The sequence below is a fragment of the Hylemonella sp. P2_B10 genome (genome assembly GCF_056404875.1).
On sequence record NZ_JBFUDE010000001.1, the window covers coordinates 1,624,228 to 1,649,795 of the forward strand.

The 25,568-nt window shown below is 63.4% G+C and carries 26 protein-coding genes; 6 read left to right on the forward strand and 20 right to left on the reverse strand.

Going from position 1 to position 25,568, the window contains the following annotated elements; all coding sequences use genetic code 11:
* Positions 1-129 precede the first annotated feature (129 nt).
* The gene (locus AC1DX2_RS07625; protein WP_477195690.1) at positions 130-348 is read right to left on the reverse strand and encodes a hypothetical protein; all 219 of its coding nucleotides are present in this window, start codon (positions 346-348) and stop codon (positions 130-132) included.
* Between the two features lie 70 nt (positions 349-418).
* Here AC1DX2_RS07625 and AC1DX2_RS07630 point away from each other — a divergent pair, with 70 nt between their 5' ends.
* Together AC1DX2_RS07630 and AC1DX2_RS07635 are read left to right on the forward strand one after the other, a co-directional pair.
* Positions 419-1,528, forward strand: coding sequence for an AI-2E family transporter (locus tag AC1DX2_RS07630; protein WP_477195691.1), 1,110 nt, complete (start codon positions 419-421; stop codon positions 1,526-1,528).
* A gap of 24 nt (positions 1,529-1,552) precedes the next feature.
* Positions 1,553-3,673 (forward strand): TonB-dependent receptor family protein, encoded by a 2,121-nt coding sequence (locus tag AC1DX2_RS07635; protein WP_477195692.1) that lies wholly within the window; start codon positions 1,553-1,555, stop codon positions 3,671-3,673.
* A 144-nt stretch (positions 3,674-3,817) separates the two neighbouring features.
* Here AC1DX2_RS07635 and AC1DX2_RS07640 read toward each other — a convergent pair whose 3' ends face one another.
* The 3 genes from AC1DX2_RS07640 to AC1DX2_RS07650 all read right to left on the reverse strand — a co-directional run bounded on the left by AC1DX2_RS07640 (position 3,818) and on the right by AC1DX2_RS07650 (position 7,124).
* Positions 3,818-5,890: an AAA family ATPase gene (locus tag AC1DX2_RS07640; protein ID WP_477195693.1), complete on the reverse strand. Its 2,073-nt coding sequence runs from the start codon at positions 5,888-5,890 to the stop codon at positions 3,818-3,820.
* A 289-nt stretch (positions 5,891-6,179) separates the two neighbouring features.
* A complete protein-coding gene (locus AC1DX2_RS07645; protein WP_477195694.1) occupies positions 6,180-6,584 on the reverse strand; it encodes a GFA family protein in 405 nt (134 codons plus the stop codon).
* Between the two features lie 54 nt (positions 6,585-6,638).
* Positions 6,639-7,124 carry a winged helix-turn-helix transcriptional regulator gene (locus AC1DX2_RS07650; RefSeq protein ID WP_477195695.1) on the reverse strand — a complete coding sequence of 162 codons (486 nt, stop codon included), beginning with the start codon at positions 7,122-7,124 and terminating at the stop codon, positions 6,639-6,641.
* Positions 7,125-7,220: 96 nt separating this feature from the next.
* Here AC1DX2_RS07650 and AC1DX2_RS07655 point away from each other — a divergent pair, with 96 nt between their 5' ends.
* Entirely contained in the window at positions 7,221-8,018 is a 798-nt protein-coding gene (locus AC1DX2_RS07655; protein WP_477195696.1) for an SDR family NAD(P)-dependent oxidoreductase, read from the forward strand.
* 19 nt (positions 8,019-8,037) lie between these two features.
* On the opposite strand, the gene AC1DX2_RS07660 is transcribed toward AC1DX2_RS07655, so the two are convergent.
* The 8 genes from AC1DX2_RS07660 to AC1DX2_RS07695 form a co-directional block, all read right to left on the reverse strand.
* Positions 8,038-8,580, reverse strand: coding sequence for a Spy/CpxP family protein refolding chaperone (locus tag AC1DX2_RS07660; RefSeq protein ID WP_477195697.1), 543 nt, complete (start codon positions 8,578-8,580; stop codon positions 8,038-8,040).
* Positions 8,581-8,746: 166 nt separating this feature from the next.
* Positions 8,747-9,985 (reverse strand): HupE/UreJ family protein, encoded by a 1,239-nt coding sequence (locus AC1DX2_RS07665; RefSeq protein WP_477195698.1) that lies wholly within the window; start codon positions 9,983-9,985, stop codon positions 8,747-8,749.
* Positions 9,982-11,211 (reverse strand): hypothetical protein, encoded by a 1,230-nt coding sequence (locus AC1DX2_RS07670; protein ID WP_477195699.1) that lies wholly within the window; start codon positions 11,209-11,211, stop codon positions 9,982-9,984. Before AC1DX2_RS07670 ends, AC1DX2_RS07665 begins: the two co-directional genes overlap by 4 nt.
* A complete protein-coding gene (locus tag AC1DX2_RS07675; protein WP_477195700.1) occupies positions 11,208-11,495 on the reverse strand; it encodes a hypothetical protein in 288 nt (95 codons plus the stop codon). Before AC1DX2_RS07675 ends, AC1DX2_RS07670 begins: the two co-directional genes overlap by 4 nt.
* 13 nt (positions 11,496-11,508) lie before the next feature.
* Positions 11,509-13,020 carry a DUF4331 domain-containing protein gene (locus AC1DX2_RS07680; protein WP_477195701.1) on the reverse strand — a complete coding sequence of 504 codons (1,512 nt, stop codon included), beginning with the start codon at positions 13,018-13,020 and terminating at the stop codon, positions 11,509-11,511.
* 167 nt (positions 13,021-13,187) lie between these two features.
* On the reverse strand, positions 13,188-13,976 hold the full coding sequence (locus tag AC1DX2_RS07685; protein WP_477195702.1) for an anti-sigma factor: 789 nt from the start codon (positions 13,974-13,976) through the stop codon (positions 13,188-13,190).
* A 9-nt stretch (positions 13,977-13,985) separates the two neighbouring features.
* The gene (locus tag AC1DX2_RS07690; protein ID WP_477195773.1) at positions 13,986-14,561 is read right to left on the reverse strand and encodes a sigma-70 family RNA polymerase sigma factor; all 576 of its coding nucleotides are present in this window, start codon (positions 14,559-14,561) and stop codon (positions 13,986-13,988) included.
* Between the two features lie 163 nt (positions 14,562-14,724).
* The gene (locus tag AC1DX2_RS07695) at positions 14,725-15,156 is read right to left on the reverse strand and encodes a MarR family winged helix-turn-helix transcriptional regulator (protein ID WP_477195703.1); all 432 of its coding nucleotides are present in this window, start codon (positions 15,154-15,156) and stop codon (positions 14,725-14,727) included.
* A gap of 78 nt (positions 15,157-15,234) precedes the next feature.
* On the opposite strand from AC1DX2_RS07695, the gene AC1DX2_RS07700 reads away from it, so the two are divergent.
* Positions 15,235-15,609 carry a cupin domain-containing protein gene (locus AC1DX2_RS07700; protein WP_477195704.1) on the forward strand — a complete coding sequence of 125 codons (375 nt, stop codon included), beginning with the start codon at positions 15,235-15,237 and terminating at the stop codon, positions 15,607-15,609.
* A 101-nt stretch (positions 15,610-15,710) separates the two neighbouring features.
* On the opposite strand, the gene AC1DX2_RS07705 is transcribed toward AC1DX2_RS07700, so the two are convergent.
* From AC1DX2_RS07705 to AC1DX2_RS07715, 3 genes are all read right to left on the reverse strand, one after another.
* Entirely contained in the window at positions 15,711-17,450 is a 1,740-nt protein-coding gene (locus AC1DX2_RS07705; RefSeq protein WP_477195705.1) for a methyl-accepting chemotaxis protein, read from the reverse strand.
* 63 nt (positions 17,451-17,513) lie between these two features.
* A complete protein-coding gene (locus tag AC1DX2_RS07710; RefSeq protein WP_477195706.1) occupies positions 17,514-18,302 on the reverse strand; it encodes a hypothetical protein in 789 nt (262 codons plus the stop codon).
* 114 nt (positions 18,303-18,416) lie between these two features.
* Complete coding sequence (locus AC1DX2_RS07715; RefSeq protein ID WP_477195707.1) at positions 18,417-18,803, reverse strand: hypothetical protein; 387 nt, start codon at positions 18,801-18,803, stop codon at positions 18,417-18,419.
* A 699-nt stretch (positions 18,804-19,502) separates the two neighbouring features.
* Here AC1DX2_RS07715 and merR point away from each other — a divergent pair.
* Positions 19,503-19,907 (forward strand): Hg(II)-responsive transcriptional regulator, encoded by a 405-nt coding sequence (gene merR / locus AC1DX2_RS07720; protein WP_477195708.1) that lies wholly within the window; start codon positions 19,503-19,505, stop codon positions 19,905-19,907.
* Positions 19,908-19,980: 73 nt separating this feature from the next.
* On the opposite strand, the gene AC1DX2_RS07725 is transcribed toward merR, so the two are convergent.
* Positions 19,981-20,913, reverse strand: a complete 933-nt coding sequence (locus AC1DX2_RS07725) for a MerR family transcriptional regulator (protein ID WP_477195709.1) — start codon at positions 20,911-20,913, stop codon at positions 19,981-19,983.
* 35 nt (positions 20,914-20,948) lie between these two features.
* Here AC1DX2_RS07725 and AC1DX2_RS07730 point away from each other — a divergent pair, with 35 nt between their 5' ends.
* Positions 20,949-21,827 (forward strand): substrate-binding periplasmic protein, encoded by an 879-nt coding sequence (locus tag AC1DX2_RS07730; protein ID WP_477195710.1) that lies wholly within the window; start codon positions 20,949-20,951, stop codon positions 21,825-21,827.
* A 342-nt stretch (positions 21,828-22,169) separates the two neighbouring features.
* Here the strand turns inward: AC1DX2_RS07730 and AC1DX2_RS07735 are convergent, their stop codons facing one another.
* The 4 genes from AC1DX2_RS07735 to AC1DX2_RS07750 all read right to left on the reverse strand — a co-directional run bounded on the left by AC1DX2_RS07735 (position 22,170) and on the right by AC1DX2_RS07750 (position 25,439).
* Positions 22,170-22,388 carry a hypothetical protein gene (locus AC1DX2_RS07735; protein WP_477195711.1) on the reverse strand — a complete coding sequence of 73 codons (219 nt, stop codon included), beginning with the start codon at positions 22,386-22,388 and terminating at the stop codon, positions 22,170-22,172.
* Positions 22,389-22,498: 110 nt separating this feature from the next.
* On the reverse strand, positions 22,499-23,662 hold the full coding sequence (locus tag AC1DX2_RS07740; protein WP_477195712.1) for a GAF domain-containing sensor histidine kinase: 1,164 nt from the start codon (positions 23,660-23,662) through the stop codon (positions 22,499-22,501).
* 1 nt (position 23,663) lies between these two features.
* Positions 23,664-25,064 (reverse strand): ATPase domain-containing protein, encoded by a 1,401-nt coding sequence (locus AC1DX2_RS07745; RefSeq protein WP_477195713.1) that lies wholly within the window; start codon positions 25,062-25,064, stop codon positions 23,664-23,666.
* Positions 25,065-25,070: 6 nt separating this feature from the next.
* A complete protein-coding gene (locus AC1DX2_RS07750; RefSeq protein WP_477195714.1) occupies positions 25,071-25,439 on the reverse strand; it encodes a response regulator in 369 nt (122 codons plus the stop codon).
* Positions 25,440-25,568: the final 129 nt, after the last annotated feature.

The following is a 25,568-nucleotide window of genomic DNA, read 5'->3' on the forward strand; positions in this document are numbered from 1 at the left end:
ACGCAGTCAGGGCGTCAGGTTTGCGGAAACCAACTCTAGGTGTGCAAGTTCAGCTTTCGACCAACTGCGGACGGTCTGTACCTGTCGTAGATTCCTCTCTTGGCTCTGCAGCACAGGTCGGCAATGTGTTTAAACGTAGACCCATCCCGTCTGCGCCATGCCCGCGAGTTGAACGTGCGCCTGGTTGGCCGCCGACAGCGCCATCTCTGCGATCCATTGCGCCTGCGTGGTGGTGCGTGCGTTCAGCGGCACCACCAAGCTGGCCAACGTAGTGGCGTCAGGCGCGTTCCCATAAACGTTGGTGTAGATAAACTTGACCACAAACGCGTTGTCGTTGCCGCCAGCCACACACGACCCCGTTCTGCACGTATGTTCGTTGCTACACATAATCCGATTGGGCGCTGGGTGACAATGCCACATGGACGCAAACAAGCCAACCACCGCCCGCCGGGCAGACAAGCGTGCGCTGTTGGTACTCCTCATCGGCACGTCGTTGGCCCTGTGCTGGATCCTGCTGCCCTTTTACGGGGCTATTCTGTGGGGCTTCATCATTGCGCTGCTGGCCACCCCGATGCAACGCTGGTTGCTGGCACGCATGCCGTCCCATGCCACCAGAGCGGCCTTGCTCACCATCCTGGTGGTGCTGCTGGTCGTGGTGCTACCCTTTGTGCTGATAGCAGTGTCGATGGCTGCCGAGGCCACCGGCATGTACCAGCGCATGCAGTCGGGCGAACTGAACCCGGCCCGGTATTTGCGGGCGGTGTTTGACGGCTTGCCGGCTTGGGTGGGCTCGGTGCTTGATCAATTGGGTCTTGGCAATTTTGACCAACTGCAAGCCCGCGTCAGCGCGCTTCTTTCACAGGGTTCGAAATTCATTGCCACGCATGCACTGAGCGTGGGCCAAGTGACCTTTGACTTTGTGGCCAACCTGTTCATCACCTTGTACCTGGCCTTCTTCTTGATTCGCGATGGCGACAAGGTACTGGGCCTGGTGCGCCAGGGCATTCCCCTTTCCGATGGACACAAGCGCGAACTGTGGCTGAAGTTCACCACCGTGATCCGGGCTACCGTCAAAGGCAACTTGCTGGTGGCGGCCTTGCAAGGTGCATTGGGGGGTGTGGCGTTTTGGGTGCTGGGGATCACTGCGCCCGTCTTGTGGGCCGTGCTGATGGCTTTCTTGTCGCTGCTGCCCGCCGTGGGCGCAGGGTTGGTGTGGGTGCCGGTGGCCATCTATTTGCTGTTGCAGGGTGCACTCTGGAAAAGCCTCGCGCTGGTCGCATGGGGCGTTCTCGTCGTTGGATTGGTGGATAACTTGTTGCGCCCCGTGCTGGTGGGCAAAGACACACGCTTGCCTGACTACGTGGTGCTGATCACCACGCTGGGCGGCATGGCTGTGATGGGGATCAATGGCTTTGTTGTTGGGCCCACGATGGCGGCCATGTTCTTTGCGGTCTGGCATATTTACGCCAGCCCACCCCACATCGAAAGCGCCGCTGACGACGTGCAGATCGACCAGCAGACATCGTGACACCGGGCATATCCGGCGGCGCATATGACGAATTTCAGCAGTCGGTCTCTCTTCCTCGCGGCAGGCACTTGCCTGCCGGCGCTGGCGTTGGCCCAGCAGGCTTTGCAGCCGGTGGTCATCACCGCCGCGCCGGCCGACACGCAGCGTTGGACGGCACCTGCCTCGATTGACGTGGTGGACGGCGAGGAATTGCGCGCCGGCCAGCTGCAGGTCAACCTCAGCGAAGGCCTGGGCCGCGTGCCGGGGTTGACGATACAGAACCGGCAAAACTACGCGCAGGACCTGCAGCTATCCATACGCGGTTTCGGCGCCCGCTCCACCTTCGGCGTGCGCGGCGTGCGCCTGTACGTGGACGGCATCCCCGCCAGCGCGCCGGACGGCCAGGGGCAGACAGCCAATTTTCCGCTTGGCAACGCGCAGCGCATCGAGGTCATCCGCGGGCCATATGCGGTGCTGTACGGCAACGCGTCGGGCGGCGTGGTGTCGCTCTACACGGCGGACGGGCAAGCCACCGAATGGCGCGCTGGTGTGGCTGCCGGCGCCGACGGCCTGTGGCGCGCCTCCACGCAGGCCAACGGCGTGGTGGGCGGCTACTCGTATTCAGTGGACGCCGAGGCCTTCGGCACCAAAGGCTTGCGCCCGCAGAGCACGGCCGACCGCGACACCGGGCACGCCAAGCTGTCACGCAGCTGGGGCGATGGCCGGCTGGTGCTGATCGCCAACCGCCAGGTCAGCCAGGCGCAAGACCCGCTGGGCCTGTCGCGCGCCGAGTTCGATGCCAACCCGTACCAGACCACGCCCAGCGCCACGCAGTACAACACGCGCAAGACCATCCAGCAGACGCAGCTGGGCCTGTCCTGGCAGCAGCGGTTGGGTGGCGGCCAGCAGCTGGAGCTGATGGGCTACGGCGGCCAACGCGGCATCCTGCAGTACCAGGCCATCCCGGCCGGCACCCAGGCGGCGGCCGCCAGCCCGGGCGGCATCATCAGCCTGCAGCGCGATTTCTGGGGCCTGAATGCGCGCTGGCGGCTGGAGCGCAGCTATGCCAGCGGCAAGCTGATGGCCAGCCTCGGCCTGGCCACCGACCGGCAGGACGAGCAGCGCCAGGGCTACGACAACTTCAGCGGGACGGCCACTGTGCCCACGGCGCTGGGCGTGCAGGGCCGCCTGCGCCGCGACGAGCACAACCAGGCCAGCACGCTGGACCCGTATGCGCAGCTGGAGTGGTCCAGCACCGGTTGGACACTGAGCGGCGGCGTGCGCCGCACGCGCGTGCGGCTGACCTCTGCCGACCACTACATCGTGCCGCCCGGCAATGGCGACGACAGCGGTGCCGTGGAATACAGTGCCACGCTGCCTGTCATCGGCCTGCGATTGCTGCTGTCGCCAAAGGTGCAGGCGTATGCCAGTGTGGGGCGCGGGTTGGAATCGCCGACGCTGAACGAGGTGGCCTACCGTGCTTTCGGCACCACCGGCCTCAACACCGCGCTGAACGCCAGCCGCAGCCACAGCGCCGAGCTGGGCCTGCGCGGGCGTTTCGGATGGGCCAGCTGGAGCGGCACGTTGTTTGACGTCGCCACCGAGCAAGAAATTGTGGTGCTGACCAACACCGGCGGCCGCTCCACTTTCCAGAACGCCGGCCGCACGCGCCGGCGCGGGCTGGAGCTGGCCGGCGACGCGCAGTGGGGCGCCTGGCAACTGACGGCAGCCGCCACGCTGCTGGACGCGCGCTACAGCGACAGCTTCAGCACCTGCAATGCCGCGCCCTGCACCGCGCCCAACCTGTTGATACCGGCCGGCAACCGGCTGCCCGGCATGGCCCGCCTGCAAACCTACGCCAGCCTGGCGTGGGACCCGCAATGGGCCGGCAGCACGTTGACGGCCGAGATACGCCGCAGCAGCGCCGTGGCCGTGAACGACCGCAACAGCGACGCCGCCCCCGCCTACACCGTGCTGAACCTGGCTTGGCGTTTCAGGCAGGGCATGGGCGCTTGGCAGTGGAGCGAGTTCGTGCGTGTGGACAACCTGGCCGACCGGCGCTACGCCGGCTCCGTCATCGTCAACGAGGGCAACGGGCGGTATTTCGAGTCCGCGCAGGGGCGTGCGCTGGCCGTGGGCCTGGAGCTGCTCCGCCGCTTCGACTGAAATCTGACTTTGAAGCAATTGCAAAGTCTGGGAAGGAGGCCGACACCCGGAAGCTCACACCTCCTGTCATCGCCTGCCAAGGACGCAGCCTCGTCTTGTCCGCATTGGTATGTGAAACGGCAGCATTGCCCTGTGCGGCCCGCCTCACAATGCTTGCAGCGCCTCGAAACTGCGTATCTCTGAAAGCACTTCAGCCAGATTCATTTCTCCTGTCTCCAGCAAACGGCCGACCAAGTGCTCGGTCAGCGGCTTGAGCGACTGCAGCACAGCCTTGGTCTCGCTGTACAGGCGCTCGCTTTGGGCTTCCATGAGGCTGCGTGTTTCCTCATCCAATTCCCGGCCGCCGCCGGATTGGCCTTTGCCCAGCGAGCCGAAGTTCAGCCGCGTCTTGCGGTACATGCCCATTTCACCCACCGCGTGATACAGCAATTGCGTCACGCGGGTGATGTCGTTGTGCGCGCCGTTGGTGGTGCCGTCCTCGCCAAATAAAAGCTCCTCGTTGGCCATGCCGCCCAGCAGCACGCGCACGTCGTGTTCGATGTCGCTCTTGGACTTGAGCAGGTTGGGGCCTTGCTTGTGAAAGACAAAACCCAGTGCGTTGGTTCGCGCATTGGCCTTGAGCGAGATTTTGATGGTCTTCATGTCGGCCAAGATCTGCACCCAGTTGCCCGGGGTCAGTCGGCGCTCATGCTCAAAGTCCACGAGGAAGTGGCCCAACTCGTGAACGGCAATGATGCGGCGATCACGATCACGCTCCTCGGTCGTGTGGGTGTTGACATTGCCCACCAGCACGCGCTCGGCGGCCTGCATCAACGTGTTCGTGCCAATCATTTCGCCCATCTGGACGGCAGTGATGCCGGCCTGGTTGACGATCGTTTCCAGGTCGGCCGGGCTGCGCCCCTCGGTCACCTCCACCAGATGACGCAGGTCCAGGTCGGGCAGCACCTTGTTGGCGCGCTGGCTGAGGTAGTGGCCAATGATCGCCAGGCGCTCCTCGCGATTGGGCATGCGAAAGTCCACCTTCATCTGAAACCGGCGCAGCATCGCCTCATCCATCTCCATCGTTTCACTGTTGAAGTTGCTGGCCACAATCCAGATGATTTCAGTTTCATTCTTGCTGCGCACGCCATCGAGCACGGACAGCAGCGTGTTGGCGGTGTCATCGTCAAACTTGCGACGGCCGCCGCGCTTCATGAACAGGTCCTGCGCCTCATCCAGAAAAATGATGCAATGTCGGCGCCGCTTGGCCATGGTCAAGATGCGATCCAGCGTGTTTGAACCACCCGACACAAAACCCGTTTCCAGGTTGGCCGCCGAATGAAACAGAATCGGCAGATGCAGCTCTTTGGCCAGGTAACTGGCCAATTTGGTCTTGCCGGTGCCGGCTGGGCCACTGAACATGACATTGAAGGGCTTGCTGATGCCGTACTTGGCGTACTCTGTGCGGCGCTCGTACTGATCCTTGATCTGAGCGACCTCCGCCTTGATGTCGTCCATGCCCACCAGATCGTCAATGGAGCCGTTCACCTGGTGGGGCTCGATGAACTTGAGCGACTTGAACTGGGCCTTGATCTGAACATACAGGAATGCGAGCACGCCCACCGCCAATGCGACCGATAGCGTGCCACTGGCAGCCGCCCGCCAACCTTCCTTTTCGGACGGTGGCCGGGCGTCGGCAAAGCGCTGATCCAGGCGTGCGAACAGGGCCGCAGCGCTGGACTGGAGCTCACCACGGGGGATAAAAAACAGCTTGCCGCCCCAGGGTGCGCTGACCGCCTTGTCAGCAAGAATCCTGCTCTCCATGTCGCTGGGGTAGTACGCGTATTGCCTGCCTTGCGATTCGATCAGGAAGATGCGCTTCGACTCGTTCCACACCAGTGGCTCATAGACCACCGTGATGCGCTCAACCGGGGCGGTATCCAGGAAACTCAGCACCGAGCCGGTGCCAAACACAACGGGCAGCTTGTCATTGAAAGTCCACATCCCCTCTCCGCTTTTCCCGGCCACTTCCATGGCCTTGATTTCCGCGGCCAGGGCGGCCTGTCTATGCAGAAGCGTGAACGAATAGATGCCGGTGGCCGGGATCAGCGCAGCAGCAACCAACACAGTCAACCTGACGGCCAGGGGTTGAATGGCAAACCAAGCCAGCACCCAACTGAATACCTTCTTGCAGGCAAACCAAAGACCGCCCGGGGCCGGAGCCGCATCATGGCCCATACTGCCTGGCCTTCCAGCGGTACCCAGCTGCGCGCCAGACTAGCGCAAGCCGAAGAATGACAGGATCGCGAGGATGATGACGATTGCGCCAACCAGGTAGACGATGCGGTTCATGAAGTGCTCCTTTGTGATCGAATTGGAAACAGTACAGACAAGCGGTGAAGATGGCTCCGCTCGGTGTCTGTTACACCATTCAAACAGCCGCTGTCATTGCTGTCGGTCTGCCGTCGCACACAAGGCAAAGTCTGCGCTGAGGAAAAAGGGCTGCCCCGCTTAGGCACCAACCCTGCTACGTGCCAGGCGTTGTCTTGAACTCCGGAAGCTCAGCGCGAAGCTTGCACCACTCTGGCCGGTCACGCGTGAACATGGCATGCTGCGGCCTGTAGGTTGTTGCGTCGTCGAGGGTTCCCACATAGATGGTGACAATGTCCGGAATGACCTCCGGCGTTCCGAACAACAGGCTTCCACAGTTCGGGCAAAAATTTCGCACCGCCTGCTTCTGGCTGCCACCCACCATGCTGTAGCTTTTGACGTCGCCGAACACGCGGAACCCCGACTTTTGAACGCCCATCACGGGTACGCTGCTTGTCCCGGACGTCCGTTGGCAATCACGGCAGTGACAAATCACGCTGAACAGTGCCTCACCGTCTGATTCGTATTTCACGCGCCCACAGAGACAACTGCCAGTGATCATGCTTGCTCCTTGCCAGATGTGATGTGCTCATGAAGGGCAGCCTATGGCTATCGCCTACTTGGCTGCGTTGAACGCGGCGTTGAATCGGTCCAACACGGACGAGGCCCCGGGCTTGGAGCCTCCTCGAAGATGTATTTCACGCAATTCGTCCATGAATTCGGCCCACAGCGCTGGGCCGCCTTCCTCCAGCAGCTTGGCTCGCACGCTGAGTTGCCTGCTGGCTGGCAGATGGCGCCTTCCCCATCCACCCACCACCGCAAGCACGGGAACGAGTTGAATCGCCATCTCAGTGAGCGAATAGATAGCCTTCTGCGAATGCGTGGGGTCTTCACTGCGGGTCAACAGGCCCGCAGCAACCAGCCGCTTCAGGCGGTCCGCAAGGATGTTGGACGCGATGCCCTCGATGGAATGTGCCATCAGCTCACGGAAGTGGCGCCGGTTGCCAAACATCATGTCGCGAACCACGATCAGGCTCCAGCGATCCCCAAGCACTTCCATGGCCAGGTTGATGGGGCACGCGGAACGGTGAACACTGGACATGCTTTTTTTCTGAACAACGAGGTTGCATTGTGCGCGCGAGCGTGCTAGATTTGCAACCGCTTGTAAAACGCAAGCAGTTAAGGAGTCGGTGCAATCATGCTGTTAGAAGACAAAATAGCCATCGTGTATGGCGGCGGTGGTGCCGTGGGGCGCGCATGCGCCCTTGCGTTTGCCGCAGAGGGCGCCAGGGTTTTCCTGGCCGGCAGATCCAGGCAAAAGCTGGACGACACAGCTGCTGCGATTGCCGCTGCGGGTGGTAGCGCCGAGGTGGCGGTCGTCGATTGCCTGGACGGCGTCGCCGTGGACCAGCACGCGAGCAGGGTGGTTGCCAGTGCTGGGCGGGTGGACATCGCGCTCAACGCCGTTGGGATCGCGCACGACCAGGGCACGCCCTTCGGTGAACTCAGCTTTGAAGTATTCAATGCGCCGGTTGCTGGCTACATGCAATGCCTGTTCGCCACCGCCAAGGCGGTGTCCCGGCACATGGTGCGCCAGCGATCCGGCGTGTTCCTGACCCTGTCTACACCTGGCGCCAAGCTGCCGGGGCCTGGCTTCATGGGGAACGGCGTGGCCAGTGCCGCAGTCGAGGCTTTCACCCGTCATCTGGCGGGTGAACTGGGGGCCAGCGGCGTGCGCGCCATCTGCCTGCGCCCGCATGCCGTTCCGCAGGCATTGGCGGCTGGCTCCCACAGCCAGAACGTGTTTGCCGCAATAGCGGCACGTCAGGCGGTGTCGGTGGACCAGATGCTGGAGGGCATGGCGGCAGGCACCCTGCTCAAACGCCTGCCCACTCTCGACCAGGTGTCTGCTGTCGCCGCCTTCATGGCGTCCGAGCGCGCGGCGGCGATGACGGGCACGGTGGCCAACCTGACCTGCGGCTTGCTGGTCGACTGAGGCAAAGCGGGTCAAGCCGTCATTTGTAGCCCCGCAAGTCGCTGTAGCGCTCAACCTGCGCCGGTTCGAGCAGCGCGGCTTGCTTCAGGTGCGTGCTCAGATGCGACGCCCGAATCTGGGCTTGAAGCTTGGCAATGGCGTCTGTGCGCGACTGGATGACAACATCCGTCACGCGCTTTTCCCGGAACAGCTGGTCCAGTTCGCGCTCCGCTTCCAACAGCTGAAGGCCAAGGCGTCGCACCTCGGCCTTGTGCAGGTCCATCAGGGATTTTGTGGCTGCCGCCTGCTCGGGCGTCAGTTGCAGCCGATCTGCCAGTTCAAGCACATGCATGGGGCCGGGATAACCGTTGAGTTCGGCCGCTTTGGCCAAGCCCATGCCCTGCCCTTCGGCCCAGGCTCGCTGCTCCTGGGGCGAAAGCGCCTTGATTTCCCGGGCCTGCTCACCGGCATACGGCGCTGATGGCTGCCCGTTCTGTTCGGCGCCATGGCCCGCGTGCTGGGCAAAGGCGGGGGCCAAGGCGACCAGCAAGCTGGCGGAACTGAGCAATTTCGAAAGGTGCATCGCAAATCTCCTTAGGGTCCGCCAAGCCCGGGCTACTTGTGCGCGTGCTTGTTCCGCGTCGGCTGTCATCGACAAATCATAGCGCCACTGTGGCGGTAAGGGGCGCCTTTCGGCCTGCGCGGACCTGGTCAGAAGCAGTGCGGGAGCGGCCTTTTCTCCAAGACCGTCAGACCGGCAGCAGCTTGAAGTCGAACACCCGCTCGGCCAGCCAGACGGTGGCCACCAACATGCCGGCCACTGAGCCGCCGCCCAGCACCAGCGGGAGGTAGCCGCGGGTCTGGCGCAGCAGGTACAGCGGCAACACGGCCAGACCCACCACCGCAAGCTGCCCCAGCTCCACGCCCAGGTTGAACTGCAGCAAGGCCCAGGCAAAGTCGCCACGCGGCAAGTCCAGGTCGCGCAGCACCTCGGCAAAGCCGAAACCGTGGATCAGCCCGAAGCAGAAGGTGATCAGCGCCAGCCGCCGCGTCACCACCGGCCACAGGTTGTTCAGCGCTGCCAGCACGATGGTGATGGCGATGGCCGGCTCGATGATGCGCGGAGACAGGTGCACCAGGCGCGCCGAGGCCAGACCCAGCGTGATGGAATGCGCCAGCGTGAAGGCGGTGATGGTGCCGGCCAGCGGCCACAGCACCTCGCGCAGTGGCAGCGCTTGCCAGTGGCCGTCGCGCGGGCCGCCACTGCGCCGCAGCACCGAGGGCAGCAGCAGGCACAGCAGGAACAGGATGTGGTCATAACCGGTCAGGATGTGGTGCACCCCCGCACGCAGGAAGCCGGCGTGCGCCACGGTCGGCGCATCGGGCGCGCGCCCTTCGTCCCCGGTGTTGGCGCTGGCGTTGACCAGCCCGGCCATCCGCGGTGTTGCCGCTGGGGCAGGCGTCACGGCGGTTGCGCCGCGTGCCGGGTCCAGCACCAGCGACACCGGCGCCTGCTTGTCAAAGGTGATGCGTGTGACACCCCGGTGCGTGGGGTCCATATCCTGGAACAGCCGGTAGCTCAGGCTGAAGCCGCCTGCAGCCGCGCAGTCCGCGCGAAAGCCCAGCACCAGGTAGGCGCCATCGCTGTGCTGGTCGATCTGGTGTGCCTGGGCTTGCAGCGTGCAGGGCCGGCTTGTCCCGCTGCTGTCTGCCACCGTGATGGCCAGGCGCGCCAATGCATAGGCATTGATGTCCTGCGCGCGCTGGCGCACTTCGCCCCAGGTCAGCTGCAGGTCGCGGTTGGCGTCCAGGTCCAGCGCGGCGTCCAGGTCGCGCAGCGCGATGTCCCAGCGCCCGTCCACGCCTTGCGCATGCACTTGCAACCACAGGTAGGCATCGCTGGGTTTGTGCGCCTGTGCGGCCGGGCTCAGCAAGGCCAGCACCAGAGCGGTGAAGGCGGCCAGCTTGCGCAGCCATGGCGTGTTCATGGCCGCGCCGCCAGTGCGCGCTGGATGCGCGCGTCTTGCAAACCCTGGCGCGACAGTTGCGCTGCCAGCGCCCGCAGGGCTTCGCGGTCTTGCGCCGCAGTGGCGGCCCGCGCCATCACCAGCAGGTCTATCGGCTCTTTTTGCACGCCCAGGTTTTCACGGGCATAGGTGAGTGCAGCGGCGCGGTCGTTGCGCACGGCCAGCGCATACAGCGCGAATTCACGCCCGTGCCGGTTGGCGCCGTCGCCGCGCGCGCGCTGGGCGGCAAAGCGCTGCTCCAGCTCGCGTGCATCGGCCTCGGCGCTGGGCGCATTCAGCCGCCTGGCGGCAATGGCCCGGCGCAACAGGGCCGGGTCGCTCAGTGGCTCGGGCAGGCTGGCCAGCTGCTTCAGGGCATCCTTGTGCCGGCCCTGGTCCAGCAGGAAGTCGGCGCTGGCCAGCACCAGGTAGCTGTCGGGCGCGGCGGGGTCCATGTCGGCCAGCGCCTGGCGGTAGGCGTGCTCGGCAGCGCGCGCATGGCCGGCGCGCTCTTCCAGTTCGGCCATGGTGGTCAGCAGCCAGCGGCGGGTGTCTTTTTGGCTGGGCTGTTGCAAAGTGGGGTGTGCCAGCAAGGCCAGCAGTTGCGTGCGGGCAGCGTCGGCCTGGCCGCGCAGACCCTGGTTTTCTGCCTGGCAGGCCAGCGCATACAGCATGGCCTCGCGCGCCACCTGGCTGCAGGCCTGGTCGGACTCGGCATAGTTGCCTTGGAGACGCGCCAGCGTGGCCAGCATCAGCCAGGCCTGTGGCGCGATGGGCGAGCCGGCCGGCACGCGGCGCACCAGCGCGTGTAGACGGTCGCGCGCCTTGTCAAAGTCATGCTGGTACTGGTCCAGCTCCGCCAGCATCAGCGCCACGGCGGGTGGCGGGGCGGCCTGGTCAAGCCACGGCCGCAGCGCGGCCAGCGCATAGCCCGCATAGCGCGGGTCGCCGCGCTCGCGCGTCAGCGCCATGTAGTGGCGCGCCTGGGCCACGGCGGTTTGCGGGTTGGTGTCGGGCTGCGACGCGGGCGGCGCAGGCCGCTGGGCTTTCACACCGGCCAGCGCGCGGTAGGGCAGGCGCTCCAGCACCTCCGCGTCGCTGGCCGGCGTGCGGGGGGCGTCTGCCGCTGCCGCTGCCGCGCCGCAGGCCAGCACCAGGCTGGCCCCGCACAGCCGCCACCCCGCCAGCAGGCCTGCGCGTCGCATCACGGGAGCGGCTCAGGCTCGGTCGTGTCCGACGTCGGCGGCACAAAGCTGCTCACCTCCGTCGGCTCGGCGGTGTCCAGCAAGGACGCCACGGCCAGCTTCATGTAGTCCAGCAGGCCCGCCACGCTGGCCGCGGCGGTGGCCAGGGTCGGCGTGGCCGGCTGCGTGGGCGTGGTGGGGGTGGTCGGCGTGGTGGTGCTGCCACCGTCGCCGCCGCCGCAGGCGGCCAGCGCCAGCGTCAGGCCCAGGCCGGCACAGGCCATCAACCAGGTGTTGCGTGCAGTCATGGTGCCGCCCCCTTCAGTTGGAACCCGATACCGGCGTCAGCAGGTAGGGGAAGCTGTTGTTGAACTGGCTGGCGCTTTGCTGCGCACCATCGGTCAGCGGTGCCGAGCCGGCCGGGGCGTCGCTGGGCTTGCAGCCCACTTTCAGCGCATCCGTGGTGCCGGTGGCCACGCACAGCACGCCCATGGCCACGCGCAGCGCCGCGTCCACCACGTCGTCGCCCGGGCGCCGGCCGTTGGGGAAGCCGGCGTTGTCGCCACCCAGAACGCCCAGGTTGTTTTGCGTCGCCATCGGTGTGGCGGGGGTGCTGGTGTTGAGCCGCAGCATCTCCGACGCCTTGACGCCCTTGGGCTGGTTCACGCCGGACAAGCCGGTGAGGAAGGCTGCCACCAGGTCGGTGCGCGGGAAGTTGGTGGGCGCCGGTGCCGAGGGGAACAGCGTCTGCACCAGGGCCGGCAGCGTGGGGTTGGTCACGTAGTCGGCAAACTGGCCATCGTCCTTGGGCTTGCTGGCGTTGAACTTGTCCTTGTCCTTCAGGCCGATGACCACCTCGTTGACCAGGGGCATGCCCAGGCGGGACACCTGCACCCAGGCGCCGCCGTTCTTGGCGCTGGTCTGGTGGCCCGAGGCCGGGTTGCCCGACAGCAGGCGGGCCTGGCGCAGGCTGGCCGTTGTCCAGGCGCCGATCACCGGGTCTGCGCTGGTGGCCAGGCAGGCGGTGGGCACTTCCAGGATCAACGAGGTGATGTTCTTGTTCTCCAGGGTATTGGCATTGCCCGAGGTGGAGCCCAGCGGGTTCAGGTTCACCAGGTCGAACACCTTGCCCAGCGAGACGGCGAACGGGTCCTTGCGCTGGCCGACGAACACGCGGCCATCGGCACAGCCGGGGATCTTCACGTTGTAGGTGTGGGCCGTGGCATAGGCGTCGTAGCCGCTCTTGCTGCCGAAGGTCTTGTCACCCACGTAGTCCAGCGGCTTCTCGAAGGTGGCTGTGCCGTCGGCGGCGTTGGTGACGCTGCCCCGCGCGCCGCTGCGGCGGTCGCCGCGCACGATGTCCAGGCTGTAGGTTTCGCGCACGTTCAGCGCGCCCGGGTTCTGGCCCGACAGGCCGCCGGCCTGCACCAGCGGGATGGACACGTTCTTGCCGCCCACCGGCAGCGTGATGTCTTTCAGCGTGTTCTTGAAGCGGAACTGGAAGCTGATGTCTTCCACACCATCGCCGTTGTTGTCGACATGGATTTCGTACAGCGCATCCGGGTCCAGCGCAAAGTAATTGGGGCCGCCATAGGCGTCTTGCAGGGGCAGGTAGTTGGCGATCAGCGTGACGTAGCCGCTGCGGCCCGGCTCATAGCTGCTGAACATGTAGAAGTCGGCGCCGTCCACCTTGGGCTGGGTGGTGATGAAAGGCGCTTCGCGGTGGCTGGAGGCCCCGGCCAGCGGAGCGGCCAACGCTGCCGCGATGGCGCACAGCGCGAAGGCAGCGCCGCCGGCGCGGCCTCCACGTGGTGATGTCGTGAATGGTTTCATAGGGAGTTCCTTCTGTTTAAAGACACCGTGGGTGTGGGTTGCGGTAACACGGGCGCAACACCTGCGGAACTTCGCAATGGCGGTGCGCTGGTGAAAGTACGCGGGCGCCAGTGCAACAGATTCAACTGTCTGCAAATTTCTTCGCGGCGGGCCGGGCGGCCCCGCGCTCAGAGCTGCTTCTTGATCAGGCTGCCGGTAAAGACCACCGGCCCTGTGGGGCCGCCAGCGCTGGGCACGCCGCCCTTGGGCTCCACGCTGATGGCCAGCGTGGGCACCTGGTCCACGTCACGGTCGGCGGCTGTCAGCTTGACCACCGGGCCGCCTTCCAGCACGCCCAGCGAACGCGGTGCGCTGCCGGGTGGCAAAGCCCACAGCTGCAGTGACTTGTCCGCCGCCTCGCGGAAATCCCCCAGCCGCTGCAGCGTCAGCTTGTTGGCCTGCGGGTCGAACGTCACCAGCATGGAGGCCTGGGACTTGGCGTCCTGCAGCACCGCCACATACTTCACCTGCTCGCTGGCCAGCAGTCGGGCCTGCAGGGTGGCCACGTCGGTGCCCAGTTGCTGGCGCACCTGCACGGTGTTCACCAGCGCCAGCACAGCGGCCAGGGCGCCGGCCAGGCTGGCGCCGCGCCACAGGCTCAATGACGACCACCAAGGGGTGCGTGCGGTGGCAGCGGACTGGCGGGCCTGGGCGGTGCGTGCGGCAGCAGCTTGCGCCGCCAGCTGCGCGCGCACCAGGTTGTCGATGCGCAGCCACACGGCGGCTGCGGGTTGCTGCGGCGGGGCCAGCTCGGTCATCGCGCCCAGCCGCTCCTGCCACAGCAAGGCAGCGGCGCGCACGCTGGGCGATTCGCGCGCCAGGGTTTCAAAGCGGCGGCGCGCGCCGCCGCGCAGGGTGCCCAGCGCATGGCTGGCCGCCACGCGGTCCAGCAAGTCGGGGTGGTGGTTCAGGCCCATCGCGGTCCCTCAGGCCAGGCGGGCCAGGCAGGCGCGCAACTGCTCCAGTGAGCGCCGTATCCAGGTCTTCACCGTGCCCAGCGGCAGTTTGAGTTCGCTGGCCAGCTCCGAATGGCTGAGGTCGCGGTAGTAGGCCAGGCTGATCACCTCGCGCTGCGGGCCTGCCAAGCGGTCCATGCACTGGTGCAACGCCCAGGCCTGCTGGCTGGCGGCAGTGGTGTCCATGGGGTTGGGAAAGTCGCCGGGGATGGTTTCGGCCAGTTCTTCGTCCAGCTCCTGCGTTACCGTGGCGCGCTCGGCGGTCTGGCGGCGCAGCCAATCCAGCGCGCGGCTGCGCACCACCAGGCCCATCCAGGCCAGCGGCGGGCTCAGCGTGGCGCGGTAGCTGGCGGCGCTGCGCCAGATGTACAGAAAGCTCTCTTGCAGCACGTCCTCTGCCGCCTCGCGGTTGCTCACCACGCGCACGGCCAGGCCATACAGCTTGCCGCAGGTGCTGTGGTACAGCGCCTCCAGGGCGTCGCGGTCCTGCCGGGCGACCCTGTCCAGCAGGGCCGTCAGGCGCAGGTCGAGGTCTTCATCAGGCATGCGATGGGCAGGGGTGGCGGTGGCAAACGGCAAACCTTGTGCCAGCAGCGCCACGAGCATGGCGCCGTCCGGCACATGGGGCATGGGCAAGGCATTCATAGGACGTATACGGTGCCAACGCGGTTTTGGATTTGCCGCCAGCGGTCTTTTTTGCAAAATTAATTCATGCGGGTCGCGGCCTGAAGCGCCGAGGCTCCGCTTGTGCCGTGGCCAATGCCTCCAGCACCTGCCGCGTCGCGGCCAGGTGCCGCCGGCCAAAGCGATCGGCCAAAGCCTGCTCACACCTGGCGTGGAATTCCCGGGCGCGATTCAGAGCAGAATTTCCCCGCTGCGTCAGGCTGAGGCGTTTTACCCGCTTGTCAACGGGGTCTGCGCTTCGGGCAACATAGCCTTTGGCAACCATGTCGTCCACCACCTTCAGCGCACCGGGCAACGTCATCTGCAGATGGGCTGCCAATTCACTCAGGTTGCAAGATGAGTCCGACAGAAAACGGAACACATAGCCGAACGATGGCCCTATGTCGTCGAAACCCGCCATCGCGAGGTCATTTTGCAGCGCAGCCTTGAATGAACTGAAGGCGACATTCAGCAGCACGCCGAAGTCGATGTCAGGCTCACTTGACATACTTTACCTTGGTTAATATACTTTAGTTAATTATCTACAGGAAACATCATGTCAATGATCTCACAACACAACGCGCCAGTTTTCGAGCTTCCTGGCGTCACCTTCATCGGGCTGACGTCGCCGAGCCGTGGCTCGCATGAAAACGCCGTCTGGCGTGTCGTCGTGCAGCCTGGTGCACCCGGCAAGCCACACAGGGTGACCCGCGAGGAAACCTTTGTGGCCCTGCAGGGGTGCGCGTTGCTCGAGGTTGACGGTGTTGCCCATGAACTGCCTGCGGGCAGCGCATTTGCTGCGCCGGCCAATTCGGTGTTGTCTTTAACCAACCACGGACCCGAGCCGTTCCACGCGGTTGCGGTGCTTCCGGTCGGTGGACAGGTGGTCATGGGCGACGCACCGGCTTTCACGCCGCCATGGGCGGCCTGATGCCATTTTGATGCATCGCTCACCGTCAATGAGATCGAGCCGTCGCATGCCGGGAAGCCCGCCCGGTGGGTAGACCTGCATCGCCGTGCCCATGCCAGCGACTAGAAGCTGGACCATTCTCCGTCGGCTGCGGGGGGTGCTGGTAACCTTTCCGGTGCGGCCTTGGCTTCAGGCGCTCCTGGCGCCCTGTCGATTGCCTTTGTCGCCCCCAGCGCACGTCGCGGCGGTCTGTTGGGTGCAGCCACCGGCTTGGGCGCCCTGATCGCCGCAGGGGCTGTGGCGGGCACGTGCGCAACTCCGGCATCCAATTTGAAGACAGCAACTGTCTGCACCAGATCGTGTGCCTGGCTCTTGAGGCTGGAAGCCGCGGCCGCCATCTCTTCCACCAGCGCCGCGTTTTGCTGCGTGACCTGATCCATTTGCTGCACGGCCTCGCTGATCTGCGACACGCCCTGGCTTTGCTCACTGCTCGCCGCACTGATCTCCCCCATGATGTCGGTGACGCGACGGATGGCGCTCACGACCTCTGTCATGGTGGTGCCGGCCTGGTCCACCAGGGATGTGCCTTGCGCTACACGTTCCACACTGGTGCCGATGAGTTGCTTGATCTCCTTGGCGGCTTCGGCCGATCGACCGGCCAATGAACGCACTTCGGAGGCCACCACTGCAAACCCACGGCCTTGCTCACCGGCGCGGGCGGCTTCCACGGCGGCGTTCAGCGCCAGGATGTTGGTCTGAAAGGCAATCCCGTCGATGACGCTGATGATGTCCGCGATCTTCCTGGATGAGTCGTTGATGCCCTTCATGGTTTCGACCACCTGCGCCACAACCTCGCCACCACGCACCGCCACGGTGCTGGCATTCTTGGCCAGCTGGTCGGCCTGGCGGGCATTGTCGGCATTCTGGGTGACGGTGGACCCCAACTCCTCCATGGAAGCGGCTGTCTGCTCCAGGGCACTGGCCTGTTCTTCGGTGCGTTGACTGAGGTCATTGTTGCCCTGGGCAATCTCGGCGCTGGCGTTTGCCACGCCTTCAGAACCGGCACGCACCGAGGCCACCACCTTGACCAGGCCCTCCTGCATGCCGGCCAGGGTTTTGAGCAGCCGCGTGATTTCATTTTGGCCGGCGGCCCGGATTCGGTAGGTCAGGTCACCCTGGGCGACGGAGTTGGCCGCGTCCATGGCCTGCTGCAGCGCCTGGCTGATACCGCGCACCAGGGTCACCCCAAAAATTGCCGCGAATGCCAGACCGATGACGATAGCTGCCAATACTGCCAAGCGCGCGCTGCTGTAACGTTGAGTTGCGTCGCCGTATTCCGTCTTGGCCACATCCAGTTGAATGTCGGTCAATCCAACGATCGCCGTGCGCAGGGGACCATAGGTCTGCTCGTCCTTGTCCGCCATCAGACTACGGGCGCCATCGTAATCTTCGGCTCGGATCGCTTTCTGAATGGGCCGCAGGTAGTCGCTCACATAGCGCTTTTCCGCGGCGTCCAAAGCTTTGGCGGTCTCAGCCTCTTTGGGGGTCAGGTAGGTTGCCATGTACTCCTTCCAGACCTTGTCGAAGGCTGCCAGGTTAATGTCCACATCATTCATGGCAGGTTTGGATATCTCTGGCTTGGCAATTGCCATCGCCTTGTTCACTGCCACCCGGATGCGCAGCAAGTCACGCTGGACATCCATCAATTGCCCCAACGAAACGACCCGATCCTCATAGACGGTTTTCAGCCCGGCATTGGTTTGGCTCATGCCATTGAGTCCGAGCCAGCCAATCGCCAGCAACAACACGGCCAAAATGCCGAGCATCAGGGTGATGCGGGTGGAGATCTTAAGGTTGTCCATGGGGGCTCCAGTTTGAACAATTGAACGGATCGGTCTAGTCCTTGGCACGCGAAAGAAGCTGGCTCACTGCAGCCGCCTCTTCCACGCCAGCTTCAACCGCTGCGCAGCGCCGTTGCCATTGATGATCTTGAAGCCGCGGTTGAAACTTTCCAGTGCCCATAGCCCCTGGGGGTGGGTGGTGCTGGCGCCCAGGTAGCCCTGTTCGCCCATGGCGCTGGGGAAAGCAAGTCGCACTTTGCCGCGCACGCCTGCTTCGTCCAACCAACGGTCGACGCTGGTCAGCTCATTGGACATCACCATAGCGGCCTCGATACGACCGGCGGCCAGCTTTTTCAGGCTGGTACGCTCGTCACGGTTGGCTTCAAATACGGCCCCACGCGCCTGAACACGCATGACCGACTGGGGGTACTCGTAACCATGCACCACACCGATGGTCAACCCTGGGCCTAACTGGGCCTCGCTGCGGGCCTTCAGCGGCTGGGCAACGTTCTCAAAATAGACCGGGAAGACGGATATCAGCGGCTGATCCGAAAACTTGATGCGCCCCTCGAATTCGGGGTCCCACGACATGCTGACGCAGACCGGCACCTTGGCTGTCAGCACAAGCTGTTTACAGCGAGCGTAAGGCACCACCTTGAGGTTCACGACAACACCCGAGGCGGCATAGGCCGCGCGCACGAGGTCGTTGGCGTAGCCGGTGCCATCCGGCCTTGAAAACGGGTCGGCAGCGTCCTCCACGTAAATATCCAGTGGGGCTGGCGCAGTTGCCGCTTGGTTAGGCTGGCACAGGCTGACGCCACCCAGCACCACCATCCCCAACAAAAGCAAAAAGCGCCTGCGCAGTCTGCCCATCGCCCATTCCTCCTGAAACCCTTTTTATCGACAAGTCCACGACGTGGGCCCTGGATGAAAGGGCTCTGGATGGGTGGCGGCAGCGCCCGGACAGCCAGATTTGCCCCGAAGTGACTACACCCTTGTCAGTGCCGAAACAATTCGGCGCATCACGTCATCACGCATGTTGAGTGCCTCTTCTTCCGCGAGAAACAACTGCTTCTCAGCTTCGAGATCGCCCGATCTGGGGGCTGGGCCCATACCGGCTGCGAACTTGATCCACGCCTCTCGAATTGCCATGGCTTTGAGGCGAGCGTTTTGCCTGGCCACCATGAAATCGCCATGGCTGGCTGCCCATTCCTTCTCCAGCCCGGCGATCCTTTCATGCAGAGCGTTCTCGAGTTGCGGGCCCTTGGACATCACCAGCCATCTCCGGGCGGCAACGTTGAACTCCAGTCCGCGAGTGCCAACCTGTTGTCGGCCAGTTTTTTCAGCTTGATGTTGATGCGGCAATTGGGACACGTCTTGTAGAGCTCATCCTCGTCATGCTGTGTTCCCCGAACGGCTGGATCGTTGTCAATGTCTGGTGAGAGTTGCGACCTGCACAATGGGCAGTCCAGCGAGAAGGGCTCCACAGCCAGAGCGGCCGACCCAGATACCGCCCAACGCAAAGTGAGATCCATTGGCAGCAGTTGACCGCCTGCGGTTCGCGTGAAGGCAACTGCGCTGGTGCAGCTTGGGCAATGTTTGTAAAAGCGATCTACGACTGTCGGCGACGGTCTCAGGTCTTGGTCATCGTTGAGGTTGGATGACAATTCAGCCCTGCAAAACGGACAGAAAATCACAAGAGTTCCCATGCATGTCTTTTCTGAATTTGGGGCCAATGCACCTGTTCCCCGGCCAGTGTAGGGACGGGGGTAACCGCCATATGTGTGACGTCGCACACATCCGGGCATGTGTCGCCGGTCGTGGTATTTCTGCACAATGCCGAAAGAAATCGCGCCGCGAGGTATGCGGGCGCGCCCTGGCATGCATTTGCCTTTGGTCATGCGCAGCAGTTCTGTTTGGCTTGGATGGGCGGGCAGTTGATACGCGATCGCGGCGTCAACACCCTAGGGCAACGCTCGCGCTCGGACAACCACTGACAGGTGGTCGTTGTCAGGCAAGATCCCAATGCATGAGATAAGCTTACTTCCGTACCTAAGTACGGAGTCAAGCAAAATGGCAACTGATACCCCAACGCTCACCATCGGCGCGCTGGCCGAGGCGGCGGCAGTCAATGTTGAGACCATACGTTTTTACCAGCGCAAAGGTCTGCTCTCTGAGCCGCAGCGGCCTCAAGGCAGCATTCGCCGCTATGCCTCAGCTACCCTGAGCCGCGTTCGCTTCATCAAAGCCTCGCAAAGGCTGGGCTTCAGCCTGGACGAGGTGGCCGAACTGTTGAAACTGGAAGACGGCACCCACTGTGGCGAGGCGCGCCGTCTTGCCGAACACAAGCTGCAGATGGTGCGTGAAAAGCTGACTGACCTTCGACGTGTTGAAACTGCGCTGGACCAACTTGTTTCTCAATGTGGTTCGGTGCGAGGTGCCGTCAAATGTCCGCTCATTTCGTCGTTGCAATCCTGATTGGGATCGCATTGATGACTTTCAGGCTTCGAAAGTTGACAACACCTGCGCAGTGGTCACACGTCTGTACACGCTACAAATGGACGTCAGGCTTTTGGGATGAACGCCATTTTCCGATCTCAAGCATCACCTCCGAAAAATCGGCAAAAACGCGGACGCCGTGAGGCTTTCTTGCCAGGTTCTGGGCGCCCTGCCCTCCGACCCAAAGCCGTGCTGAGCGAGGCAGTTCCCTGCGCACATTGATGATGATCGAGAGCGCCCGTCGCTTGGGAAAGCCTTCACTGAATGAAAGCGCCACAATGTCCGCAGCGAAGTGCTGCGCCGCCGTGCCAATGTCGTCGACTGGCGTCTGAGCACCCAGTGACACACAGTTGACACCGTATGAAAGCAAGAACGCCTTGAGCATCAAGATGCCAAGCGCGTGCGGCTCTCCTTCGGGGGTTGTTATCAGTATCCGAGGCGAACCTGCGGCTGGGCGCAGGGGAGCAATCGCCTGACGCACGATGTCCTGAATGACATCGGAATACGCATGCTCGTCATGCACCGCAATGTCTCCACGCACCCAGGCCTCACCGACCGCATGGTTCAGCCCCGGCATGACTTCGGAGACAAAATGCTCAAGTCCCACGTTGTCCAACTCGCGCTGCAGGTTGTCACGCAGTCTTGCTGGGTCGCGGAGTCTCAGCCAGGCCTTGATGTTTCGCGACGCTGCTGAGCGTGGATGATGGCTTGGCGCAGTAGTGCTTGCCACCAGCGCTTTCAACGCGGCATCCGGCAGGGGAACGACTTCTGCCGGGCGCCTGCCGCCATCCATCAGGATCTTGATCAGCCGCAGCCGCGCAACATCATCGGGTGAGTAGATTCGGTTACCCGATGCGTCCCGCGCCGGCATTGGGAAGCCATACCGGGCTTCCCACTTGCGCAACACCTCCTTGCCAATCAGTGTCTCCTGCGACACGGAAGCAATCGACAGTTGGGTTTCGATCTTGATAATTGTCTTAGACAAAAGGCTGGTTTATCGGTACGATTGCATTGTCCCCCATGCGCTATTTCACTGGCAAGGGCGCGCGCGCAACACCTCAAGCCGCCTGTATCTACGGACCCAGGGCTTCAAACCAAGATGGGTCTATAGACCTTCAACTCATCAATGAACTTGCCACCATGAGGTCAGATCAACGGATTCTTGCGGTGATGGCGGCGTTGTTGATGGGGTCCCAGGCCTGGGCTCAGGATGCCGTCAGACCGGCAGAGTCCACTGCGAAATCGTACGCCGATGTCATTGACATCGCCCCATGGGGAATGGCCGGCTCCGACGGCCGGCCACGGGGAATTTATGCAACCCTATTCAGCCGGCTGTCTGAGCGAAGTGGCTGCGCGATGGAGCAGCGCCTGACCCCCATACCTCGCGCGGTGGCCGAAGTCACAAGCAATGCCGCGCAAGCCACCATCATGCTTGACCGCGACGACTTGAACCGGGGCGCGGTCACTCTGGGTGAGGTTGCGTACTTGCACATTGAGGTCTGGTTACCGCAGGCAAGCAAGTTGCGAGAACTTGGGGACCTTGAGGGAAAGACGGTGGGTGTACTCAGAGGCCCCACGTACCACGAGGCATTTGACCGCAATGATCGCATCCACAAATACTCGGTCCTGAGTCCCCGGCATCAATTGGAGATGCTGAGCAAAGGTCGACTGGATGCCGCCATTGGTGTGCGTGAGAATTTCATTGTCGCGGCCAAGCAAATGAAGTTGTCGCCCAGCCTGTTTGCACCGCCAATTGCCTTGGGCCGGCGTATTGTCAAGCTTTGGGTCGCCCCCAATCTGCGTTCAAGCCCCTGCGCCAGCCGGCTCAGTCAAGCACTGCAGGACATGAAACGCAGCGGGGAAATCGACAAAGTCATTTCAGAAGGCTCCGCTAAGTAAGCAAACGAGGAGATTGAATGAAAGCCATGGTTTGGTTGAAGGAATGTTTGACCGCTGGAAATGTCCAATCTGATTCAGTCAGACAGCCAGCCTGCAGCGGTCACACCGTGGTCCGCCGTCGCTGCACAACAGCCGCAGATGCGCCGTATTGCGGCCGTCCGACTCATACACGTTGAGTGCCAGCTTGGGGCACCAGGCGGTCAGTGCTCAAGGAGGGGCCGCGGGCAAGCCGAAGACACCAGCGCCGGGGCCAGCGTCACCACAAGGTTGCCATCCGGCGTGGCACACGACACCATCAATTCACGCCTTCGCCAGGTCGCGAAGATTTTCGGGTTTGTAGCGCTACTTTTTCCGGCCGACCACCAGCAGGACGATGCCCAGCAGCACCCCGGCACCACTCAGCACCAGGGGGATGTTGACGCGCTCTTTCTCCTGCACCTTCACTTCCAGCGGCCCCAGCTTCAGGCCGGTGGTTTCCTTGGTGTAGCTGAAGCCGCCGTAAACCAGGCCCAGTCCTCCGGCAACAATCAGCAGGATGGCAATGATTCGGGTGGTGTTCATGGGCGCCTTGGATGCATGTGTAATGCCTGTAGCTTAACCCCGATCCATTGCCCGGTCTGTGCGCTGGCGTGCATGGCAGGTCGGCTGTGGTCGACATATGAGATGGCGGTTTAACCTTCAGCGGACTCGGGGGATCCAGCTCGCGGCAGCAAAACTGTCAGCGTGGTGCCTTTGCCATCCGCTGATTCCGCTCGCACCTGGCCTGCGTGGGCTTCTACGATGTGTTTGACGATGTACAGGCCCAGCCCAACGCTGCGGTGGTCGTTGGTCAGTTCAGAGGTCGCGCGTTGCATGGGCTCAAACAGGTCCGGCAGCCGCTCTGCAGGGATGGCCGCCCCGGCGTTGTGCACCACGATCTGCACATGGCCACTTTCCCCGGTGGTTTTCACCTGCACCGCCGAGTCCTCCGGGCTGTACTTGATGGCGTTGACCAGCAGATTGCCCATGACCTGCGCCAGGCGGGCTGCATCCCACTGTCCTTGCCCATTGCCCGACTGCTCCAGTGTGATGCGGCGGTTCGGATAGGCGATCTCCAGCTCTTCCACCACCTGGCTGACGATCACGTGCAGGTCAGCCGCCTTGGGGCTGATGTGGATGCCGCCACCCAGCCTGGCCTGGGTGAAATCCAGCAGATCGCGTATCAGCGCGCTGGCCTGCCGTCCCGCCCCCTCGATGCGGGTAATCAGCTTGGCGATCCCCGCCGCGTCCAGTTGCTCCCAGCGGCGCAGCGTGGCGGTGGCCATCAGGATCACGGACACCGGGTTGCGCAGGTCGTGGCTGACAATGCCGATCAGCCGCTCGCGGAATTCGGCGGTCAGGTCAAGGCGAGTCTTTTCCAGCGCCACGGCAGCCTGGTCAGCCAAAGCGGACAGCAACCATTCCAGTTCATCGGCATCGCCTGCTGAATCCGGGCAGGCCACGGCCAACAGGCCGGTCACCTCGCCGTTCACCACCAGGGGCACGCCCAGGAAGTGCGTATCGCTCGATGTGCGCAGCAGCTTTTGGACCCGGACGATCAGCGTTTCCTGCAATGGCTCGTGGAAATCGTCCAACACCTCGTCCTCCAGCCCGCAAGATGCCTTGACGGACAGCAGGCCTTCCTCGTCAGCCAACATCAGCACTGCGCGCTCGGCGTCCAGCAGCTCGGCGGCGCGGCGCACGGTGAGGTCAAGGACTTCACCCAGTGAGACGGCATAGGTCAACGCGCGGCTGACGGCCGTGAGCTTGCGCAGCTGTTGGGAGCGTTTGTCAGTGTGGGGCCGCGCGGCTTCCACGCTAGAGCACCTCAACGCCATCGGCGCTGATCTTCAAGTCGTGCTCGTCCAGGTCATGCGCGATGCCGCGGGCCTTGATGATGCGCAACGTGCGGTGCGCGCGCCGTGAGCTCAGGTTCACACCGAGGTAGAAGATGTTGTCGGCTAGTGCGCTCATGCGCGTGTCGGAGAACAGGTCGCGGCCAATGGTCTCGTAGGTGAAGACGCTGGAGACACCTTCCACCGCGAAATGCTGGGCCAGTGCATAGAGGTAGTTGTGCAGGCGCTGCGGGTCCGCCGTGGTCAGAAGCAGATCGCCTACGGCATCAATCACGATGCGTTGGATTTTGAAGTTTCGCACCGTCCGATAAAGCTGGGCGACGATGCTGTCGATCTGCAATTCCACCGGTGACACATACAGCCTGTGCAGGTTTTTGCGGCGTGGGTCTTCGGCGCCCAAGCCCAGTGCGCGCAGCTGGGTGTCGAATTGGGTGGGGTTTTCCTCAAACGAAACGTACATGCACTGTTCCCCCAGGCTGATGCCCAGCATCACGAACTGCATGCTCAGCGTGGTTTTGCCCGCGCCCGTCTGCCCCAGCACGAAGGTGGAGCGCCCCCGGTACAGACCGCCATTGAGCAGTTTGTCCAGCCCGGCCACGCCCACCTGCACGCGTTCCGTCAGGATGTCGTAGCTGGGTGGCGCATCCGGCGTCACCAGGCGGGGAAACACCTCAAGCCCGTCCCGGCCAATGCGAAAGGCGTGGAAGCCCTCCTGGTATTGGCTGCCGCGCAGTTTCAGCACGCGAAGAAAGCGCTCGTCGCGGGTGCTTAGCTTGCTGCGTGACAACTCCACCATGGCGTCCGCAACGGCAAACTCAGGGAAGATCGATATCTGGTCGGCGCTGTATTCGCCAACGAAGAAGGCCGTGGTCTCGTAAGCGGTCAGCAGGCCGCCGACCTCGTACAGCATGCGGCGCATTTCCGGCACGGAGGTGGACAGGTCATGGATCGCCTTGAACGAGTCGATGACGATGATCTTGGGCCGGTGCTCAAGGATCAACGCGCGCAGCAGCGGCACCAGGGCGCCTACCCCGTCTTGCGCCAGTTCCATCCCAATGGAGCTGTAGTTGATGGCGCCCAGCATCATTTCAGGGTCGTAAAAGCTGAACTGCTGCAGGTAACGCACCACCTTGTCTGCCGGCTCGGACAGGGTAGTCAGGAAATGGATGGGCCGTCCTTCGGGTTCGGCGTTGGCGAACATCAACCGTTCAGCCAGGATCGTCTTGCCGCTACCGGGCTCACCCATCAGAATATTCAGCGAGTTGGCGGGAAAGCCGCCGCCGAGAATGGCGTCGAGTTCGGCATTGCCGGTGGACAGCCGTTGCAACTGCGGGTGGCGGTCCTCTTCGGTGTTGTGGGTCATGACGCTCTATCCTTTCAGTTTTTCTCGTTTTTCGGTGAGCGACTTCACGGTGCTGAGCAACCGCTGTTCGGCCAGGGGTTTCATCAGAAAGGCGTCTGCGCCGGCTTCAGCGGCGCGGCTGCTGGCAGCCAAAATGCTGAACACCAACACGGTGATTTCCCGCGTGCGCCAATCGGACTTCAGTTGCCGGCAAAGCGCCAGGCCGTCCAGTTTGGGCACCAAGATCTCGGTGATGATGATGTCAGGCAGCTTGGCGCGTGCTTGCTCCAAGGCCTCGCGGCCGTCAATGGCAAAGCTGACTTCGTACCCGGCTTCTTGCAGGAAATGGGCTTCCAATTCGCGCACGTGTGGATCACGCTCCACCACCAGCACCACCAGGCGGGTGGTGGCGCGCGCGCGCACTGGCGACGCGAGGTCAGCGGGCTCGGCTGGCGAAGGCATGGACGCTGACTCTATGCCGCATCATGAATCAGCGATGCGTGAACTGGAAAGACTGCGATCATC

Bases quoted from the DNA above. Each gene is read 5' to 3' on its own strand.
- AC1DX2_RS07630 (WP_477195691.1), top strand. From the start codon at position 419: ATGGACGCAAACAAGCCAACCACCGCCCGCCGGGCAGACAAGCGTGCG.
- AC1DX2_RS07635 (WP_477195692.1), top strand. From the start codon at position 1,553: ATGACGAATTTCAGCAGTCGGTCTCTCTTCCTCGCGGCAGGCACTTGC.
- AC1DX2_RS07640 (WP_477195693.1), bottom strand. From the start codon at position 5,890: ATGGGCCATGATGCGGCTCCGGCCCCGGGCGGTCTTTGGTTTGCCTGC.
- AC1DX2_RS07645 (WP_477195694.1), bottom strand. From the start codon at position 6,584: ATGATCACTGGCAGTTGTCTCTGTGGGCGCGTGAAATACGAATCAGAC.
- AC1DX2_RS07650 (WP_477195695.1), bottom strand. From the start codon at position 7,124: ATGTCCAGTGTTCACCGTTCCGCGTGCCCCATCAACCTGGCCATGGAA.
- AC1DX2_RS07655 (WP_477195696.1), top strand. From the start codon at position 7,221: ATGCTGTTAGAAGACAAAATAGCCATCGTGTATGGCGGCGGTGGTGCC.
- AC1DX2_RS07660 (WP_477195697.1), bottom strand. From the start codon at position 8,580: ATGCACCTTTCGAAATTGCTCAGTTCCGCCAGCTTGCTGGTCGCCTTG.
- AC1DX2_RS07665 (WP_477195698.1), bottom strand. From the start codon at position 9,985: ATGAACACGCCATGGCTGCGCAAGCTGGCCGCCTTCACCGCTCTGGTG.
- AC1DX2_RS07675 (WP_477195700.1), bottom strand. From the start codon at position 11,495: ATGACTGCACGCAACACCTGGTTGATGGCCTGTGCCGGCCTGGGCCTG.
- AC1DX2_RS07680 (WP_477195701.1), bottom strand. From the start codon at position 13,020: ATGAAACCATTCACGACATCACCACGTGGAGGCCGCGCCGGCGGCGCT.
- AC1DX2_RS07685 (WP_477195702.1), bottom strand. From the start codon at position 13,976: ATGGGCCTGAACCACCACCCCGACTTGCTGGACCGCGTGGCGGCCAGC.
- AC1DX2_RS07690 (WP_477195773.1), bottom strand. From the start codon at position 14,561: ATGCCTGATGAAGACCTCGACCTGCGCCTGACGGCCCTGCTGGACAGG.
- AC1DX2_RS07700 (WP_477195704.1), top strand. From the start codon at position 15,235: ATGTCAATGATCTCACAACACAACGCGCCAGTTTTCGAGCTTCCTGGC.
- AC1DX2_RS07705 (WP_477195705.1), bottom strand. From the start codon at position 17,450: ATGGACAACCTTAAGATCTCCACCCGCATCACCCTGATGCTCGGCATT.
- AC1DX2_RS07710 (WP_477195706.1), bottom strand. From the start codon at position 18,302: ATGGGCAGACTGCGCAGGCGCTTTTTGCTTTTGTTGGGGATGGTGGTG.
- merR (WP_477195708.1), top strand. From the start codon at position 19,503: ATGGCAACTGATACCCCAACGCTCACCATCGGCGCGCTGGCCGAGGCG.
- AC1DX2_RS07730 (WP_477195710.1), top strand. From the start codon at position 20,949: ATGCGCTATTTCACTGGCAAGGGCGCGCGCGCAACACCTCAAGCCGCC.
- AC1DX2_RS07735 (WP_477195711.1), bottom strand. From the start codon at position 22,388: ATGAACACCACCCGAATCATTGCCATCCTGCTGATTGTTGCCGGAGGA.
- AC1DX2_RS07745 (WP_477195713.1), bottom strand. From the start codon at position 25,064: ATGACCCACAACACCGAAGAGGACCGCCACCCGCAGTTGCAACGGCTG.